Raw genomic sequence first — 16,138 nt, 5'->3', positions numbered from 1 at the left:
GCCTCAAAAGCAAGGAAGTTGTCGGGTACCAATCGCCAGCAACCATGCCGTCAAGGTGTTAAATGGTCTCAGCCGACAACGGGGGAGGAAAAGTGCCCACACCCGGAGTGGACCTGGTGGCCGGAGCGGCGGTCGGATACCTCGTGCGCAAGGCGCGCAGAGTGAGTGCCGGTGCCGACGTCGCGGCGGATCAGGTGCTCGACGAGAACATGGACGCCCTCCACGAACTGGTCAGCGGAGCCGTCGGCGACGATCCCGCCCTGACCCGGCTGCTGGAGCAGGCCGGGGACGGCGAGGTGACGGAGCGCACGACACGGCGGGCGACGGACGCGATCGCCGACCTGGCGGAGGAAGATCCCGCGTTCGCGACGGAGTTGGCCGCATCCGTCGACCGTCTGCAGCGTCACGAAGCCGGACTGGCGCCGTACAACGGGATCGGCGCGGCACGTGACCTCCGGGCCGAGACAGGCGGCGTCGTGGTCGCGGGCAATGTCTCGGGAGGAGTGACCACCGGCCACCACCCTTCCCGGCCGGGGCCGCACGAGGGCTAAGCGGTCCCGGAGAGACGCCCGCCCAGCCGACGGTCGCCGCCGCCAAGGCAGCGCTCTACGGCGGACTACTTGCCGACCACATCGACCATGTGCAGGTCATATCCGCTCCATCGCCCGAAACGACCACCCGCTTACGGCCGATCCGCTCCCTGCCCTCCCGCAACCAGGCGTTCACCGGCCGGACCGCTCTCCTCGAACGTGTCGCCGCCAGCATGCGGGACGGCGGCCAGGATGGCGCTGCCGACGAACCCGGAGTGGTGTCGCTGATCGGCATGGGCGGCATCGGCAAGACCCAGCTGGCCCTCGAGTACGCCCATCGCCATGCCCAGGACTACGGACTGGTGTGGTGGGTGGGCGCCGATCAGCTCGCCGCCGTCATGGCCAGCCTCACGGCCCTCGCCTCACAGCTCGGACTCACCGCCGTCCAGCCGTCCCTCCTCATACGGGCCCTCTGGGTGGAACTGGCCGCCAGGGACGACTGGTTGCTGGTGTACGACAACCTCGACGATCTCGGCGCCATGAACGATCTCCTCCCTCCCGACGGAGGGAAGCTGCTCATCACCGGCCGCGATCCCCGTATCGGGCGCATCGGTACGCGCATCGACGTCCCCGAGTTCGAACGGGACGAGTCGATCACGCTGCTGTCCCGCCGGTGCCCCACCCTGTCCCCCGAGGACGCCGACCGCGTCGCGGCCGCCGTAGGGGATCTGCCCCTGTCGGTCGAGCAGGTCGGCTGCTTCCTCGACGAGACCGGGCTGGAGACGTCCGAATATCTCCGGCTTCTCCAGTCGCAGCCGACGGAGAGCGGCCTGGACGACCGTACGGTCTCGGCGCACCCCGGCCTGGTGTCGGTGGTGGCCACGAGTCGTGACCGGCTGGTGGCGACGGCCGGACCGACGGCGGCCACCCTGCTCGACCGGCTCGCGTTCCTGGCGCCGGAGCCGATTCCGCTGGGCTCCGATCCCGCCGTCGGGCCGCCCCGGTTCGGCGTCCGGCTCGGTGACACGGCCACGGCCGCCCTCGCCGTCCGCAAGATCGTCACCCTGGGCCTGGCCCGGCACGCCGACAACGCCCTGCAGATGCACCGGCTCGTCCACACGCTGCTCCGGGCGAGGCTGCCGCAGGAGGAGCACGGGGTGATCCATCACGCCGCCGAGGAGCTGCTCGCCACCATCACCCTCGGCGACCCGGACACCCCGGAGTCCTGGCCCGAGTACGGCATGATCGTCCCGCATGTCCGGGAGCTGCTGTCGTCCGCCGCGGCGCTGCCCGGTCCGCAGCTGGACGCGGACGGGTTCCGTGCGCTGGTGCTGAAGGTGCAGCGCTATCTGTACTTCTCCGGCCAGTCGCGGTCCGCGGTCGACATCTGCCGGATCACCCGGGAGTCCTGGACGGAACGGCTCGGCCCGGACCACCCCGACACGCTGAACTCCGGCTACAACCTCGCGTCCAACCTCTTCGAACTCGGTGAGTACGCGCAGGCGAAGGACGTCGACCAGGACGTCTGGGAAAGACGGTGCCGCGTCCTCGGGATGGATCATCCGGACACCATCCGGTCGGCGCACCAGCTCGCGGCCGACCTCTGCGACCTGGGCGACTTCGCCGGGGCACGGGCCCTGGACGAGCAGGGGTGGCAGCATCGCAGCCGGCTGCTCGGCGAGGACCACCCGGACACCCTGCAGTCGGCGCACTATCTGGGCTCCGACCTGTACGAACTCGGCGAGCGCGAGCGGGCCCGCGACATCAACGAGGAGGTGTGGCGGCGGCGTCAGCGGGTCCTCGGCGAGACGCACCCCGACACGCTGCACTCCGCGCACCACCTCGCGTCCGACCTGTGCGACCTGGGTGAACTGGAGCGGGCCCGGGAGCTCGAGTTGTGGGTCCTGGAGCAGCGGCGCCGGCGTCTGGGCGAGGACCACCCGGACACCCTGCGCTCGAGGCACTACCTGGCCATCACGCTGCACCAGATGGGCGACTGCACGCAGGCCCGGGAGCTCAACGAGGAGGTCTGGAACCGGCGGCGGCAGTTGCACGGCGACGACCACCCGGACACGCTCCGGTCGGCCTACAGCCTCGCGGACGATCTGGCCGCCCTCGGGGAGCACGCCCGGGCCCGCGAACTGCACCGCGACACCCTCGTACGGCGGCGCAGTGTGCTGGGCGAGGGCCATCCGGACACCAAGCGGTCGGCTCAGGCCTTGGCGGAGGTGCCGTCAGCGCCGTGACCGGCCGTCGCCCAGCTCCTCCGCGAGACCGGCGATCACCTGTCCGGCGCGGACGACGACGTCCGGGTCACGCAGGAGGGCCATGCGGAGGTGCTGCCGCCCCAGGTGCGGTGACGCCCAGTAGAACCGCTCGCCCGACAGGACCTGGACGCCGCGTTCGGCCAGCAACTTGCGGACATCCTCGCCGTCCAGGTCGTCCCGCTCCACCTTCAGCCAGGCCAAGCCCAGTTTCCGGGTGTCGTCCGTGCTCAGGAAGGATGCGGGGACCGTCTTCTCGAAGAGCTCGCGGTTCTTCAGGACGAGTTCGCGGAGGTAGCGGCCGTTGTCGGCCTCGGCGAGGTTCACGAACTCGGTGATCAGCCGGACCGTGAAGGGCGAGAGATGGAGGAGGAAGTCCGAGTGCATGGCCGAGACGGCGCCCACCAGGTTCGGTGAGACGGAGAGGAAGGGAGCCTTCAGCTCGGCCGCCGGCCAGACCTTCCCGGTGTCCTCGATCACGACGCAGTCGATGCCGGACGCGGCGAGGATGCCGTAGTGGTCGTAGACCTCGTCGTCGGACAGGTAGATCCGGAAGCAGCCGTCGAGGACGAGAAGTTTGCCGTTCGTCCGGCAGTACTCGACGACCCGGGTGAACGCCTCTTCGCTCACCACGGTACCGGTCGGGTTGTTCGGGCTCACCAGGAAGATGACGTCAGCGGTGAGGGTGCCGAGCAGCCTCTCCAGCGCGGCCGGACCGTCCGTGAAGGCCGTCTCCGGGAAGGGCTGGAGGGGGACGTCGTGGCGCTTCAGAATGTCGGCGATGTTGTCGAAGCAGGGTTCGATCAGGGCCGCGGAGAGATTCCTCATGCGGAGTAGGTTGGCGACCATCTCCACGGCCATCGAGGCGGAGTAGGACATCAGGCCGGTGAAGTGGCCCGGGAGGTACGACTGCGATCCGAGCGCGAGATAGCGGCGTATGTACTCGGCCTCGGCCCGCTGCCCGCCCCGGCGGTCGGACTCCGTGAAGAAGCGCGCCGAGCCGGCGATCATCTCGGATTCGGCGGGGGTCCAGGGGCGGAAGGCGTGACCATCCGACAGATTGAGCTCGAACGGGAGCGCGTCCACCTCCTCCTGCGTGAGATTGCGCTCGACCACCGTCACCCCTTCTGTCCTCGCGTGACCGCCTGTACGTATCACCTACGTACCCTCTGATCGTCCCTCTTGCCTCTCATCATCCGCAAGATGCGGGTATATCAACTTCGTTGCCATTGAGGGCTGTTCGGGCAAGATCGGCTACGACGGGCGGCCGCCGAAGTCCCAGTTGTGGACCTCGATGTCGGCATAGCGGTCGGAGGTCAGGACAGCGCGTGCCGTGTCCGGGTCCGGGGCCTGGAGGAGGGCGGCGGTGCCGAGCCAGGCGGTGCCGTCGTCGGAGAGGAGTGGGCCGTAGGCGATGAGCACGTCCCGGTTCGGCGGCACGGTGAGGTCGGCGGGCTCCCCCGCGCCGAAGCCTATGACCAGGTACCGGTTGCCGCCGGTCCGCCCTCCGGGGACATCGCCGGGGGTGCCGGGGTAGTCCCACATGGTGCGCCCGAGCAGGTTGCGCCAGCGGCGGAGCAGCACGTCCCGGTAGGCGCCGGCCTGGTAGTTCGGCTCGTTGAAGGCGAAGGCGCGGGCGGCGGCGGGATCGGGGAGGTCGAGGATGTGCACGCTGCCGGTGGGTGTCTCGCCGTCGTCGGCGAACGTCGGACCCCGGGCGATCATCTCCTTCGCGTACTGGTCCATGTAGGACCAGTGCTCCTCCGCCAGGTCGAGGCGCAGGGACAGGGAGGCGGGCCGGTCTCGGTGGTAGCAGAAGAACTCCATGCCTGGAATATCTCTTCCGAGGGGTGGCCGGGTCGAGTGAGATACGGGTGCGTGGTGACAGCCGGCCATGGGGATGCGGCTGGGTGACGGACATCGCGTGGTCGTGTCCTAGCCGTGGCTACCGGGCCGGTCGTGGTTGTTTGGAGCCATGATCAGGCAGGTTCGAGACCGTGTTCTGCCGGCGTCGCAGCGCCGGACGTTGGACGAACTGACCCAGGATCTGGTCCTCGCCTCGGGCGACACCACGTCCAAGCGGTCGGCGTTCTGGACGATGCTCACGCTCGCGGCGATCATCGCGGGCGGCGGGGTCCTCACGGACTCCACGGCGACCGTGATCGGCGCCATGATCATCGCTCCGCTGTCCACCCCGATCATGGGCATCGCCCTCGGGTCGGTGCTGCGCCGTCGCACCGGCTCGGCCACCGTCGTCTTCCTGGCAGGCCTCCTCGTCGTCGCGCTCGGGATGCTCATGTCGCTGGTCCTCCCCAGCGACTACGACCTGCTGTCGAACAGTCAGATCGCGTCGCGGACCTCGCCCGACCTGATGGACCTGGTGGCCGCCCTCGCCACCGGTCTGGCCGGTGCGGTCGCGCTGGCCCGCCGGGACGTCGCCTCCGTCCTGCCCGGCGTCGCGATCGCCATCTCCCTCGTCCCGCCCCTGGTGGTCGTAGGGGTCTGCCTGGGGAAACTGTCGGGATGGCTGGCGCTGGGCGCACTGGCCCTGTTCGTGTCGAACCTCTTCGCCCTCGTCTTCGCCGGCATGGTGGTCTTCGCCGCGCTCGGGTACGCCGGGGACGCGGACAAGGCGGCCGGGCGGCCCACGGGCAGGACGTCCGCCGCCATGGCCCTGCTCTTCGCCGTCGTCTTCCTCCCCCTGGCGGCCAACACCGTGGCCACACTGCTGCTCAACGCCTGGACCGGCCGGGCCAAGGATGCCGCGCAGGAGTGGCTCGCCGACGAGCCGGGCGCCTCCGTCACCAGCGTCGACGCGAACTCCCGGACCCTGCACATCCATGTCCGCGCGCCCGGCCGACTGCCCCCGGTGCAGTCCCTCCTCGAGGAACTCGACGGACGGATCCCGCAAGGCATTCCCATCGTGGTCGACGAGACACGTGGGCAGCGCATCGACGCCGGGAAGGTCGGTGGGTGAACAACCCGACCCAGGTCCTCATTTGAGTCTTCGGCGACTGTCCTATGCCACCCAGCAGTAGACGCCTTCGCCCCGGCTTCGCGCGGTGCCGGCGAGCGCGGCCAGGCCGCTCAGGATGGACTTCGCGACCTCCCCGTCGATGATCTCGCCGTCCTCCTTCCGCCGACGGGACCACGCCATAGCAGCCCGCTCCAGCTCAGGCTGCTCGGCTTCGGCGAGCGTGGCGGACAGGCGGGGTGAGAGGGCGAAGACGACGCACCCGTCCTCCTCCTGGCCGGCCACGAATCGTGGTTCGCCGGCGTCGACGAGTGCGTCGAAATGACCGTCGGCCAGCAGGCACTCCCACTCGATCACGGCTTCCTGCGACAGCGTGCAATCGTCGTCAGAGCACGACGCGGTAGTGGGTGGTCAGGCGCCGGTCGTCGCCGAGGATGTGGAACGCCAGGCCGGGCGGCTGGTCGCGGTCGGCTGGGCGGTCGCCCTCCCAGGGCATCCGCAGGGTCCAAGTGACGCCCGGGCCGACGATCAGTGGTCGGTCCGCGAAGGTCGACGCGGCCGCCGTGTGGGCGTGTCCGGTGAGGACGGCGACGACCTGCGGGTGTGCCGCGAGTAGGGCCGCGAGTTCCTCGGGCTGTTCGAGCCTGCAGGAGTCGGGCAGCGGGTGGTGCAGATCGACGGGCGGTTGGTGGAAGGCGATGAGCGCCGGGGTGTCCTGCGGCAGTTCGGTGAGGCGGGCGGCGATCCAGTCGAGCGTCTCGGTGTCGAGACGGCCCTCGTCGCGGCCCGGGATGGTGGAGTCGCACATCAGGATGGCGGTCCCGGCGATGTGGTGGATCCGGTTGATCGGACTCTCGTCGGGCGCCTCTCCGAGGAGGGCCTTGCGGTAGGCCGGGCGGACGTCGTGGTTGCCGGGGCAGGTGAGCACCGGGAAGGGGGCCGTCAGCAGCCCTGCGGCTTCCATGTACTCGGCTTCCGTGCCGTGGTCGGCGATGTCCCCGGTGACCAGGAGCGCGTCCACCGGGTGCGGCAGGTTCCTCAGGTAGTCCATGACGCGGCCTGCGCGTTCGGTGGCCCTCTCACTGCCGTCCAGGTGCAGGTCACTGATCTGAGCGAGCAGTACAGCCATGCTCGGTCCCCTCCCCCGGCGGCTCCCCGCCGCCGTACAGGCCGAGGCCGGGGTACCGTCACCCCACCTCGACTCCTAACGGAAGTTCTCACTTTTTCCGTTAGAGACCTTAGGCTGTGCCGGACGACGCGATCAAGTGGTCGGCACTGAGAGGGAGGGAGACGCGGATGGAGCGCTGGCTGGCGCTGGAACTGGCGAGCACGATCCGGCACGACGGGGACGGTGGTGTCGCCGACGACCTCGCGTCGGTTGAAGGGGTGACTCGTTGGGTCGAGGCGCAAGCGGAATCGCTCTCCGGTCAGGTGCGCATTCGGGAGTTGTCCGTGGACGAGGCCCTGAGGAGCGAGATTGTCGCCCTGCGGCAGGCGGTTCGGGCCCTCTTCGCTCGGGCGGTCAGTCCCGCGCCGCCCAGTCCGGCGGACGCGCGCCGACTGATGCCGGTCGAGGAGGCGCTGGCGTACCTCAACTCCGTTGCGGCGCGTGAGTCGGTCGTCCCGCAGTTGGACTGGCCGTCGGACGGTGCCCCCGCGGTCCGTCTGGTGTCGGCGGAGGGGGATCCGACGGTCCGGCTTCTGGCGGCGCTGGCCCGTGCCGCCGTCGACTTCCTGAGCGGTCCGCATCGCAACCGTCTGCGAGCCTGCTCCGCGCCACGCTGTGTGCGGTACTTCGTCAAGTCCCATGGCCGGCAGGAGTGGTGCAAGCCGTCCTGCGGCAACCGCGCCCGCGCCGCGCGCCACCTCCAGCGACAGCGCCAGGCCAGCGACGGCGGTCCCGCCGCCTCCTGACGCCGGGTGGCTGTGGGTGGGGGCAGGAGACCAGCGCGGAGTACCCTGCCCGTCGGGTTTCCCGTCGGCGCTCCGTAGTGACGCTTACTGTTCATGCGCTTCGCAACGACGGCGCCCGACAACGACGTTGCAGAGGGGGCTGTGCGGAATGGGCGTGGTGGAAAGTTGGTCCCGCGTGATGGATCTCCTCCGGGAGCACGCCCCAACCGATCACGCCGAGCTGCCCGGCCCCGCGACGGAGGAGATGCTGGCGGCCGCGGAGGAGCGGATGGGAGTCCAGCTCCACCCGGACCTGCGGGCGTGGCTGCTGCGGAACAACCTGGATCTTCCTGAGGAGGACGCCGACGACGAAGTGCAGTGTTGTGGCTTCGCCGGGTTCCCGGACGAGGGACGGTTCTTTCTGGGCATCCGGGCCATGGAAAGGCTGTACGCGAACCGCTGGAGGTCGGAAGGGTTCGACCCGCCGGATGTGCCGGACCATCCCTTCTGGCGCAATGAGTGGATCCCCTTCCAGTCGGATCAGGACGGCTGGACGGGGAAGTTCGTCGATGTGCGTGACGGACGTGTAGGCAGTTGGTTCGTGGGCGAGAGCACGATCACGGGCGAGTACGCCTCACTGGCTCACTACTTCGACTCCGTGGCAGAGCTGCTGACGCGGATCGCGGCCGGCGACCACCCGGTCTGTGAGGTGACCCAAGGGCGACTCGTGTGGTCGTGACGCGACGGTGCCCCCGGCCGGTTCAGTAGACCGACGGCCCCTCACATCCGGGATCTCAGTACGTCGATCTCGCAGCCCGGCGCTGCGGCGTCGAAGCCGTGCTCGATCAGCCACCGCACCGCCAGCAGGCTGCGCACCGACCACCACGCCCGGATCACGTCGCGATCGACATCGGTGCCGTAGCCGGCGAGGACGTCGTCGAGGTGCTCCTCGTGTCCGAGGGTGAACGTGGCGAGGTCGTACAGCGCGTCGCCCTGCCCCGTCTCGGACCAGTCGATGATGCCCACGACCTGGTCGTCCTCCACGAAGACGTGCGCGATCTGCAGGTCGCCGTGCGTGAAGGCGGGCGTCCACGGGCGCAGCGCGGCCTCGGCGACCTCGCGGTTGCGTGCGACGAGGTCCGCCGGCAGGAAGCCGTTCGCGACGAGCGCTTCGCACTCGGCGTCGAGTTCCGCCGACAGGGCGGCGATACTCCGTCCCGCGCGGCCCGGCCGAGGTGGCAGCGGAGCGTCGTGGAGCGTCCGGATGGCGGCGCCCGCGGCGGCCCACGCTGCCGGTGACGCGGTCGAGGGTCCGCCGAGGCGTCCGAGCGTCGTCCCGCGGACGGCTGCCGTGGCGAGTACGACCGGCTTGCGCCACAGGACTTCGGGCGTCGGGACCGGCGCGAGGGACATCGCCTCGACTTCCACGTCCAGGCGCGCCGGGTCGGCGTCCACCTTCAGGAACACGTCGCCTACGCGCAGGGTCGCCCGTTCGGAATGGGCCACGACGACTTCCACCTCGTCCATGGGCGACCAGTATCCCGACGATGATCGTCGGCGTCGCCGGGTTTTGTCACCTGCGACGAAGCAACAGGGAAGGCAGGACGCAAGCTCCGCAAGCCACGCGGATTGACCCGAACCGGGCACCGGTGCAACACCACCGCCATGGCTGGATATCACCTCCTTGAATGGTCAAACCAGTGTGACCTCCAGGTAAATCCGCTCGTTGCCGCGCCCGCCCTCCGACGCCTGACCAGGAGACCGTTGACCGGCTTTCGGACATTGATCTCCGGGATAGTGACAGCCGACAGGCGTACTGAAACGATCCACGACGGCGCGAGAGCGTCATGCGCCGTCAACTTCCAGAGGCTTTCGAGCCGTTCCTTTGCCATTCCCTGTCGTTCCCTGCCATTCCCCTGTCATCGCCTGCCGGCCCTGTCTGTGGCCGGGCAACAAGGAGTTCACGAGTGACGAATCACCACGCCGTCGACGGCGTCCCGATATCGCCCAGACCCACGCCCTGGCGTGAGCCCCGAGGGCTCCGCCGACCACGCGGGCTCGCCGTGGCCGCCGCCCTGGCGCTCACCGCGACCCTGGCCCCGGTGCTGCCGGCCGGCGTCGCCGCCGCCTTCCCCGCTGAACAGGAGGCTCCCCAGCGCATCGTGGCGGACGCCAAGGCCGGGGCACGCCCCGTCACCCTCTCCTCCGGGCAGCGGGAACGACTGCTCAAGGTGGCCGCCGACGCACGCTCCGACACCGCCGAGGCGCTCGGCCTCGGTGACCAGGAGGCCCTGGTCCCCAGGGATGTCATCAAGGACGCCGACGGCACGGTGCACACCCGCTACGAGCGCACGTACGCCGGACTCCCCGTCCTCGGCGGGGACTTGATGGTGCACGAGAAGGCGGACGGCCGTACGGTCAGCAAGGCGACGAACGCACGGGTGAAGGTGCCCGGCACAAAGCCCGCCATCAGCGCGGCCGAGGCACGGCGCAGTGCTCTCGGCGCGGCCGAGGACGCCCGCACCAAGGCCCCGGCGGCGGCCGACGCCCCACGTCTTGTGGTCTTCATGGGCGACGGCGGCCCCGTCCTCGCCTGGCAGTCCTTCGTCACCGGCACCCAGCCCGACGGCACCCCGAGCCGCCTGAGCGTCGTCACGGACGCCGCGACGGGGAACCGTCTCCAGAGCGTCGAGCAGATCGCCACGGGTACGGGCCACAGCCAGTACAGCGGCCAGGTGGACATCGGCACCCAGAAGAGCGGTGACGTCTTCGAGTTGACCGACCCGGACCGCGGCAGCCACAAGACGTACGACCTCACCGGCGTCGGCGGCTCCGGTGTCCTCGTCACCGACGAGGACGACGACTGGGGCGACGGCACCACGGCCGACCGGAAGACGGCCGCCGTGGACGCCGCCTACGGGCAGCGGATGACCTGGGACTTCTACCGGGAGTGGTTCGGCCGCAACGGCATCGCGGACGACGGTGCCGGAGCGCGGTCCCGTGTCCACGCCGGCGACAACCTCGCCAACGCCTACTGGGACGACCTCTGCTTCTGCATGACCTACGGTGACGGCCGGGACAACGCCCACCCGCTCACCGAACTCGACATCGCCGCCCACGAGATGACGCACGGCGTCACCTTCGCCACCGCCAACCTCACCTACACCGGGGAGTCCGGCGGCCTCAACGAGGCGACCAGCGACATCATGGCCACGGCCGTGGAGTTCTTCGCGGACAACCCCGCCGACACACCCGACTACACCCTCGGCGAGCTCGCCGACGTGCGCGGCACCGGCACACCGCTGCGCTACATGGACCAGCCCTCCAAGGACGCCCACCCCGACAAGGGCACCTCCCTGGACTACTGGACGCCCGACCTGCGCAAGGAGGACGTCCACCACAGCTCCGGTCCCGCCAACCACTTCTTCTACCTCCTGTCCGAGGGCAGCGGGAAGAAGACGCTGAACGGCGTCTCGTACGACAGCCCCACCTACGACGGCCTCCCGGTCGCGCCGATCGGTCTGCGCAACGCGACCGCCATCTGGTATCGGGCGCTGACCACCTACATGACCAGCAGCACGGACTACGCCGGGGCGCGCACCGCCACCCTGCAGGCGGCGGCCGACCTGTTCGGGCAGGGCAGCGCCACGTACGAGGCCGTCGGGAACGCGTGGGCCGCGGTCAACGTGGGTGCCCGCTACGTCCACCACATCGCCGTCACCGCCCCGTCCACGCGCCCGGCCGCCGTGGGCCAGCCCACGAGTCGTCAGATCGTGGCGACCGGTTCCAGCCCTGGACGGCTCACCTACTCCGCGCACGGGCTGCCCAAGGGCCTGTCCATCGACTCCCGCAGCGGTCTGATCACCGGCACGCCGAAGAAGGCCGGCACCTTCAAGGCCGCCGTGACGGTCGAGAACACGGCCCAGCGTGGGGCCAGGCAGACCGTGCGCTTCGACTGGCCGGTGCTCGCCTCCGGCGGACGCTTCTTCGTCAACCCGGCCCGCTACGACATCCCGCAGTGGGGCACGGTCGAGTCACCCCTCGTCGTGACCGGCCGCAAGGGGCACGCGCCGAGCGACCTCAAGGTCACCATCGACCTCGTCCACCCGTGGGTGGGCGGCCAAATCGCCACCCTGGTCAGCGAGGACGGTACCGAGATCCCGGTGAAGCCCTGGTACTGGAACAACGGGGAGTCCGAACTCCACGCCACGTACACGGTCGACGCCTCGGCGGTCCCCGCGAACGGCACCTGGAGGCTACGGGTCACCGACAACACGCCCGGCATCTTCACCGTCGACCCGGGCTATGTCGACCGCTGGAGCCTGACGTTCTGACGGCCTGACGACGACCTGAGATGACAACGCTGTCACGGCTCGGAGCCCACTCTGGACCCCGAGCCGTGACAGCTGCCCCACTTCGACCGTGACGTCGAGAATCCGCGCGAGGGCGGTTTCTCCGGCTGGCAGTGCGATGCCGGGAAGGACTGGGGGAACTGAGCCAGGGCTCAGGCCAGCGGCGTGTCGTCCAGTGCCTTCGCGAGGTCGGCGGGCGTGTCGTACAGGGCAGCGGCGCCCGCCTTGCGCAGTTCGTCGTCGCCGAAGCCGCCGCTGCGGACGACGAGCGCCGGCATCCCGGCCCGCTTCGCCGCCTCGACGTCCCACACCGAGTCGCCGATCATCACGCTCGGCGCGTCGGGCGGCGCGCCCAGCTTCTGCAGGCCCACGTGCAGGAGGTCCGGCGCCGGCTTGGACGCCTCGACGTCGGCGCTGCTGGTCCAGTCGTCGGCGATGTCGCGGGCGTCCAGCATGTCCAGGAACGCGTCCACGTGCCGTTCCTTGCCGGAGCTGGCCAGCACCAGCCGGTGACCGCGTTCCTTGATGGCCAGGAGCAGATCACGGGCGCCCGGCAGCGGCGCCATCTCCTCGATCAGCCCGTCGACCTCCTTGCCCTGCTGCTCGCGGACCCGGTCGCCCACGCGGCGCTCCAGATCCTCGCCTCCCAGGGCCGTGACGAGCTGGTCGCCACCCATGCCGATCAGGCGGTGCAGCCGCCACACCGGCCAGGTCTCGCCCACCGAGCGCAGCGCCCTGTACCAGGCGAGCGCGTGGTGGTAGTTGGAGTCGATCAACGTGCCGTCGACATCGAGGACGGCGATGCGGGATGTGCTCACGCGCACCGGCTACCCATCGACGCACCGCTCACACAGGCGCCTGTCCACACCGCCAGACCGGCCTCTAGCCGTGCGAACCGTCGCCGAGGTCCCGGCGGACCGCGACGCCCTGGTCCTCGACCAGTCCCGCCTCGTCGGGCAGGTCCAGGACCGCGCCGCAGTGCGTGCACAGCTCGCCGTCCCCGGCGGGTGTGCCGCATGCCTTGCAGAAGCGGTTGGGCTGTTCGTTCTCCGTCGTGCCTGTCATGACTCTCCGGTGTCGGGGACGTGTGATGGTTCCGGGAGTACCCATGAGGCCGGTGAGGAACCCATGGTCCGAGCGCACCGTCGTACGGGACGGCGTACGGCTGGTCTGCCGGGACTGGGGCGGGTCGGGTCGGCCCGTCCTGTTGCTGCACGGGCTGGCCGGGCACGCCGGTGAGTGGGACGTGCCGGCACAGCGCCTGAGCCCCCGGTACCGGGTGGTCGCGGTCGATCAGCGCGGGCACGGCGCCAGTGAACGGCACCCGCGCGACGTCTCCCGCGCCGCGTATGTCGCCGACGTCGTCGCCGTCGCCGATCACCTGGCGCTGCGGCGGCCCGTCCTGGTCGGCCAGTCGTTGGGCGGGCATACGGCCATGCTCGTCGCCGCCGCACATCCCGGGCTGGTGCGCGGGCTCGTGCTCGTCGAGGCCGGGCCCGGTGATCCGAACCCGGACACTCCTGCGGACATCGGCACGTGGCTCGGCTCCTGGCCGACCCCGTTCCCCTCGCGCGAGGCGGCGGCCGCGTTCCTCGGTGGCGGGCCGTTCGGCGCGGGCTGGGCGGCCGGGCTGGAGGAACGCGACGACGGGTTCTGGCCGCGCTTCGACCGGGACGTCATGGTCCGCTCGCTGGCCGAGAACGCACAGCGCTCCTTCCGGTCCGAGTGGGAGCAGGTCGCCTGCCCGACCCTGGTCGTCCTGGGCCAGTCCAGCTTCGTCCCGGCGCGGGAGGTCGACGACATGCTGCGCGGGCAGCGGCCCACGACCACCGCCATGAGCATCCCCGGTACCGGCCACGATCTGCACCTCGAAAAGCCCGGCGTCCTGCTCACCGCACTCGTCGGCTTCCTCGACAGTCTCGACGGCCTCGAGTAGGCGCACAGCCCCTCACTCCCGGCCGCACCCGTTCGCCGTCAGGAGGCTGGCGCCCAGTGGGGTGAGGACGTGCAGCACGGTGTTGCGGTCGCGGACGGAGGCGGCCAGTCCGGCCTCCCGCAGGATGCCGACGTGTTCGCTGGCCGTCGAAGGGGTCACGCCCACCCTGCGGGCCACCTCGCTGGTCGTGCATCCGTCCTCCAGGGCCCGCAGGACGACGGCCCTGCCCTGGCCGAGCAGCCTCGCGAGCGTGCGGGGCTCCGTGTCCGTCCGCCGGGGCAGCCACCAGCGGTACGAGCGCACCACCGGATAGACCAGTACGGGCGGCAGCTCCGGGTCGGTCAGGGTGATCGGCGTCTGCCAGCAGAACACGGACGGCACCAGGAGCAGCCCTCGGCCGTCCAGCCGCAGATCGCGGTCGTAGGGGTACGCCGTCTCCAGCACCGGCGGCCGCCAGCGGATCGACGGTCCCAGGGTGGAGAGGAGTGCGTCGGCGCCGCCGCGCAGTATCTCCCGGGCGCGTACGGCCCGATCGGCCTCGACCTGGGCTCGGATCGCGGACCAGTGCGGGGCCAGGGCCGTGTGGAAGTAGCCCCGCAGTGCCTCCCCGAGGTGTTCCAGTGCGACCGGCTCGCCCTCCGCCAGCGGGCGCAGCCACCTCGGTGCCCTGGTGAGGACGTTCATCTCCGCGCCGAGCCGTCGGCGCGGCGTCGAGAGCACCGCCTCGACGCCTTCGTCCAGTCCGAGGGAGGCCTCCGGCGGGTTGAGGAAATCGGGGAAGCTGCCTCGGGGCGGGGCGAGCGCCCTGACGAGGTGGAGGTGGTGACGGGGCAGCCGGCTCAGTGCGGCGCGGGCGTCGGTCCGCCATATGTCGAATACGGCTCGTCCCTGACGCGTTGCCAAAAGGTTTACGCTGAGTACGAGTTCCCACAAAGGGTCGGGGCTGTCGGCGACTCGGGTACGGAGCAGATCTTCTCGCGTGAAATGTACTCGGAGCACGGAATTCCATCGCAGTCAGTCTCGTGTTCAACTGAAGAAATCAGCGCGGGACAGGACCAATGGTCCCGTGGCGACGGTGCCCGCGATATCACCTTTCGCGCCAACCGGCCCGGCGCGCACCCCCGTTCAGGCATATCAGCAGCCTTTTTCGGCTGGCGCCGAAACATCTGGCGGCGGCGGACGGCGAAGGGCAGCCTGAATGGCGTACGCGACCAAGCTCGTTGTTCGCGACCAAGCTTGTCGTTCGCGACCATGCTTGTCGCACGCGGTCGAGCCTGTAGCACTCGACCGGGCTTGTCGCACCGCACTGTCGTTCAAGGGGGAAGAACACATGCGCACACGTGCTGCCATCGGGGCAGTTGCGGCTGCCGCTTTCGCCACCGTGCTGGTCAACGCGCCCGGTGCGGCGGCGGAGGCCGATCCGCCCGGCTGTGGGAAGGAATACTTCTGCGCCTACAGCGGAGAGAACCAGACCGGCCGGCTCGTCCTGAAAACCAAGGGAAACTGGAGTGGCAGCGTCGCCTTCCGCTCCGCGTTCAACAACGGGGTGCGTTTCCCGGGCGCCGACCACGTCGACGTGACGTACACCGTGGACGGCGGAACCGAAACCGCCTGTCTGCACTACAACCCCGGTCCGGGCGCCTACAAGGCGAACGCGGTTGCGGGCACCCGTGTCGTGAAGGTCGTATGGCGCGGGGAGTGCGCATGAATGGGGTGCGCGCGATGCTGACCGGAAAGCGACTCACCGCGCTGGGCGCCGGGGCCGTGGCGACCGCCTTCGCCGGGGTACTCGCCGTGGCTCCCACGGCGTCCGCGGAAGCGAATCCGCCGGGCTGCGGCAAAGGGTACTTCTGCGCCTACAGCGGCGCCGACCAGTCGGGCCGGCTGCTCCTCAGGGTGGCGGGCAACTGGTCGGGGAACCTGGCCGTCGGCTCCATCTTCAACAACGGGGTCGCCTATCCGGGCGCCGACCACGTCGACGTGACGTCGTATCTCAACGGGCAGCCGTCGACGGACTGCTTCCACTACAACCCGGGGCCGGGCCGCTACAAGGCGAACGCCGAGGCGGGGCTGAGGATCACGCGGGTCGTGTGGCGGGGTGAGTGCTGAGCCCCTGACGCCCGCATGACACACGCCGCCGGCCGGTGCGAGGTCCCACTGGCCGGCGGCGTGCTCGTGGCGTGCCACCC

The 16,138-nt window shown here is 70.1% G+C and carries 17 protein-coding genes; 9 read left to right on the top strand and 8 right to left on the bottom strand.

Going from position 1 to position 16,138, the window contains the following annotated elements; genetic code table 11:
- Positions 1 to 92: 92 nt before the first annotated feature.
- Positions 93 to 551, top strand: coding sequence for a chromosome partitioning protein (locus KBY32_RS11375; RefSeq protein ID WP_147304325.1), 459 nt, complete (start codon positions 93 to 95; stop codon positions 549 to 551).
- Positions 552 to 640: 89 nt separating this feature from the next.
- On the top strand, positions 641 to 2,776 hold the full coding sequence (gene fxsT / locus KBY32_RS11370; RefSeq protein ID WP_210979830.1) for an FxSxx-COOH system tetratricopeptide repeat protein: 2,136 nt from the start codon (positions 641 to 643) through the stop codon (positions 2,774 to 2,776).
- Here the strand turns inward: fxsT and KBY32_RS11365 are convergent.
- Together KBY32_RS11365 and KBY32_RS11360 are read right to left on the bottom strand one after the other, a co-directional pair.
- Entirely contained in the window at positions 2,765 to 3,916 is a 1,152-nt protein-coding gene (locus KBY32_RS11365; RefSeq protein ID WP_210979829.1) for an aminotransferase class I/II-fold pyridoxal phosphate-dependent enzyme, read from the bottom strand. The two genes, fxsT and KBY32_RS11365, sit on opposite strands and share 12 nt — an antisense overlap.
- A 132-nt stretch (positions 3,917 to 4,048) precedes the next feature.
- Positions 4,049 to 4,621 carry a YciI family protein gene (locus KBY32_RS11360; RefSeq protein ID WP_210979828.1) on the bottom strand — a complete coding sequence of 191 codons (573 nt, stop codon included), beginning with the start codon at positions 4,619 to 4,621 and terminating at the stop codon, positions 4,049 to 4,051.
- A gap of 199 nt (positions 4,622 to 4,820) precedes the next feature.
- Here KBY32_RS11360 and KBY32_RS11355 point away from each other — a divergent pair, with 199 nt between their 5' ends.
- On the top strand, positions 4,821 to 5,771 hold the full coding sequence (locus tag KBY32_RS11355) for a DUF389 domain-containing protein (protein WP_247689320.1): 951 nt from the start codon (positions 4,821 to 4,823) through the stop codon (positions 5,769 to 5,771).
- A gap of 42 nt (positions 5,772 to 5,813) precedes the next feature.
- Here KBY32_RS11355 and KBY32_RS11350 read toward each other — a convergent pair whose 3' ends face one another.
- A complete protein-coding gene (locus KBY32_RS11350) occupies positions 5,814 to 6,125 on the bottom strand; it encodes a hypothetical protein (RefSeq protein ID WP_210979826.1) in 312 nt (103 codons plus the stop codon).
- Between the two features lie 28 nt (positions 6,126 to 6,153).
- Positions 6,154 to 6,897, bottom strand: coding sequence for a metallophosphoesterase (locus KBY32_RS11345; RefSeq protein WP_210979825.1), 744 nt, complete (start codon positions 6,895 to 6,897; stop codon positions 6,154 to 6,156).
- Positions 6,898 to 7,064: 167 nt separating this feature from the next.
- On the opposite strand from KBY32_RS11345, the gene KBY32_RS11340 reads away from it, so the two are divergent.
- Both KBY32_RS11340 and KBY32_RS11335 read left to right on the top strand, forming a co-directional pair.
- On the top strand, positions 7,065 to 7,682 hold the full coding sequence (locus KBY32_RS11340) for an ABATE domain-containing protein (RefSeq protein ID WP_210979824.1): 618 nt from the start codon (positions 7,065 to 7,067) through the stop codon (positions 7,680 to 7,682).
- Between the two features lie 148 nt (positions 7,683 to 7,830).
- On the top strand, positions 7,831 to 8,400 hold the full coding sequence (locus tag KBY32_RS11335) for an SMI1/KNR4 family protein (RefSeq protein WP_210979823.1): 570 nt from the start codon (positions 7,831 to 7,833) through the stop codon (positions 8,398 to 8,400).
- A 41-nt stretch (positions 8,401 to 8,441) separates the two neighbouring features.
- On the opposite strand, the gene KBY32_RS11330 is transcribed toward KBY32_RS11335, so the two are convergent.
- Positions 8,442 to 9,188 carry a phosphotransferase family protein gene (locus KBY32_RS11330; protein WP_210979822.1) on the bottom strand — a complete coding sequence of 249 codons (747 nt, stop codon included), beginning with the start codon at positions 9,186 to 9,188 and terminating at the stop codon, positions 8,442 to 8,444.
- A 440-nt stretch (positions 9,189 to 9,628) separates the two neighbouring features.
- On the opposite strand from KBY32_RS11330, the gene KBY32_RS11325 reads away from it, so the two are divergent.
- Positions 9,629 to 11,995 (top strand): M4 family metallopeptidase, encoded by a 2,367-nt coding sequence (locus KBY32_RS11325; RefSeq protein WP_308293696.1) that lies wholly within the window; start codon positions 9,629 to 9,631, stop codon positions 11,993 to 11,995.
- Between the two features lie 170 nt (positions 11,996 to 12,165).
- On the opposite strand, the gene KBY32_RS11320 is transcribed toward KBY32_RS11325, so the two are convergent.
- Positions 12,166 to 12,831, bottom strand: a complete 666-nt coding sequence (locus tag KBY32_RS11320) for an HAD family hydrolase (RefSeq protein WP_210979820.1) — start codon at positions 12,829 to 12,831, stop codon at positions 12,166 to 12,168.
- A 64-nt stretch (positions 12,832 to 12,895) separates the two neighbouring features.
- Positions 12,896 to 13,078, bottom strand: coding sequence for a hypothetical protein (locus KBY32_RS11315; protein ID WP_210979819.1), 183 nt, complete (start codon positions 13,076 to 13,078; stop codon positions 12,896 to 12,898).
- A 43-nt stretch (positions 13,079 to 13,121) separates the two neighbouring features.
- On the opposite strand from KBY32_RS11315, the gene KBY32_RS11310 reads away from it, so the two are divergent.
- Positions 13,122 to 13,949 (top strand): alpha/beta fold hydrolase, encoded by an 828-nt coding sequence (locus tag KBY32_RS11310; protein ID WP_210979818.1) that lies wholly within the window; start codon positions 13,122 to 13,124, stop codon positions 13,947 to 13,949.
- Between the two features lie 12 nt (positions 13,950 to 13,961).
- Here KBY32_RS11310 and KBY32_RS11305 read toward each other — a convergent pair whose 3' ends face one another.
- On the bottom strand, positions 13,962 to 14,852 hold the full coding sequence (locus tag KBY32_RS11305; protein WP_247689319.1) for a winged helix-turn-helix domain-containing protein: 891 nt from the start codon (positions 14,850 to 14,852) through the stop codon (positions 13,962 to 13,964).
- Positions 14,853 to 15,279: 427 nt separating this feature from the next.
- Here KBY32_RS11305 and KBY32_RS11300 point away from each other — a divergent pair, with 427 nt between their 5' ends.
- Together KBY32_RS11300 and KBY32_RS11295 are read left to right on the top strand one after the other, a co-directional pair.
- Positions 15,280 to 15,657 (top strand): peptidase inhibitor family I36 protein, encoded by a 378-nt coding sequence (locus KBY32_RS11300; RefSeq protein ID WP_055620355.1) that lies wholly within the window; start codon positions 15,280 to 15,282, stop codon positions 15,655 to 15,657.
- On the top strand, positions 15,654 to 16,058 hold the full coding sequence (locus KBY32_RS11295; RefSeq protein WP_247689318.1) for a peptidase inhibitor family I36 protein: 405 nt from the start codon (positions 15,654 to 15,656) through the stop codon (positions 16,056 to 16,058). The genes KBY32_RS11300 and KBY32_RS11295 overlap by 4 nt, the downstream gene beginning before the upstream one ends.
- Positions 16,059 to 16,138: the final 80 nt, after the last annotated feature.

It is taken from the genome of Streptomyces sp. RK62 (genome assembly GCF_018070255.1).
Lineage (GTDB): Bacteria > Actinomycetota > Actinomycetes > Streptomycetales > Streptomycetaceae > Streptomyces > Streptomyces nigra.
Note: the sequence above shows the minus strand (reverse complement) of the source record. Positions and strands in the feature narration are given on the sequence as shown.

Bases quoted from the DNA above. Each gene is read 5' to 3' on its own strand.
- KBY32_RS11360 (WP_210979828.1), bottom strand. From the start codon at position 4,621: ATGGAGTTCTTCTGCTACCACCGAGACCGGCCCGCCTCCCTGTCCCTG.
- KBY32_RS11345 (WP_210979825.1), bottom strand. From the start codon at position 6,897: ATGGCTGTACTGCTCGCTCAGATCAGTGACCTGCACCTGGACGGCAGT.
- KBY32_RS11340 (WP_210979824.1), top strand. From the start codon at position 7,065: ATGGAGCGCTGGCTGGCGCTGGAACTGGCGAGCACGATCCGGCACGAC.
- KBY32_RS11335 (WP_210979823.1), top strand. From the start codon at position 7,831: ATGGGCGTGGTGGAAAGTTGGTCCCGCGTGATGGATCTCCTCCGGGAG.
- KBY32_RS11330 (WP_210979822.1), bottom strand. From the start codon at position 9,188: ATGGACGAGGTGGAAGTCGTCGTGGCCCATTCCGAACGGGCGACCCTG.
- KBY32_RS11315 (WP_210979819.1), bottom strand. From the start codon at position 13,078: ATGACAGGCACGACGGAGAACGAACAGCCCAACCGCTTCTGCAAGGCA.
- KBY32_RS11310 (WP_210979818.1), top strand. From the start codon at position 13,122: ATGAGGCCGGTGAGGAACCCATGGTCCGAGCGCACCGTCGTACGGGAC.
- KBY32_RS11300 (WP_055620355.1), top strand. From the start codon at position 15,280: ATGCGCACACGTGCTGCCATCGGGGCAGTTGCGGCTGCCGCTTTCGCC.
- KBY32_RS11295 (WP_247689318.1), top strand. From the start codon at position 15,654: ATGAATGGGGTGCGCGCGATGCTGACCGGAAAGCGACTCACCGCGCTG.